Annotated in this window: 1 protein-coding gene; it reads right to left on the bottom strand. The window is 65.1% G+C overall.

What is annotated here, in order from left to right; translation table 11 throughout:
• Positions 1 to 18: 18 nt before the first annotated feature.
• A partial coding sequence (locus EOA36_RS36445) for a DMT family transporter (protein WP_145969554.1) occupies positions 19 to 733 on the bottom strand: 715 nt, incomplete at its 5' end.

Raw genomic sequence — 733 nt, 5'->3', positions numbered from 1 at the left:
CACTACCCACGGGCGCGGCTAGATTCCGTCCGGCGCCATGGCCGGCCCAGTGCTTTCGGCGACGATCCTTCGCCGACCGACGATGCGCTCGCGATAAAGCGCATAGAGACCCGAGCCGACGACTATTGCCGCACCGGCGATCATCGGCATGTCCGGCACGTCACCGAAGATGATCAAGCCAAGCAGGATCGACCAGAGGAGCGCGGTGTAGCGGAACGGCGCAATGAAGGAGATCTCGCCCGAACGCATCGCCATGATGATGAATTGATAGCCGATCAGCACCAGCACCGCGGCCAATGCCAGCAGCGCCGTGCCTTTGCCGGTCATCGGGGTCCAGCCACCCATCGGCGTCAACAGGAAGGCGCCGACGACGGTCATGGCAAGCGCTGTGGCGGTCGAGACCAGCATCGTCGGGATGGCCTGGGGGATGCGTTTGGTGGCGAGGTCCCGCACCGTGCAGCACGCGACGGATGCCAGCGCCACCAGCGAGTAAACGCTGAAGCCCTCGAAACCCGGCCGCACGATGATCATGACCCCGGCAAAACCGATAGCGATCGCCAGCCAGCGCCGCCAGCCGACCGTTTCGCCGAAAAACAGCGCCGCGCCCATCGTCACCGCCAGGGGCAGCGCTTGCAAGACGGCCGAAACACTGCCAATCGGCAAATGCGCGAGCGCAACCAGGAAGGACACGGTAGCGCCCGCTTCACTCAGCACACGGATCGCCACCAGTGGC

Origin of the sequence: Mesorhizobium sp. M8A.F.Ca.ET.021.01.1.1 (assembly GCF_003998025.1) — a bacterium.
In the GTDB taxonomy this organism is placed as follows: Bacteria; Pseudomonadota; Alphaproteobacteria; order Rhizobiales; family Rhizobiaceae; genus Mesorhizobium.
Note: the sequence above shows the minus strand (reverse complement) of the source record. Positions and strands in the feature narration are given on the sequence as shown.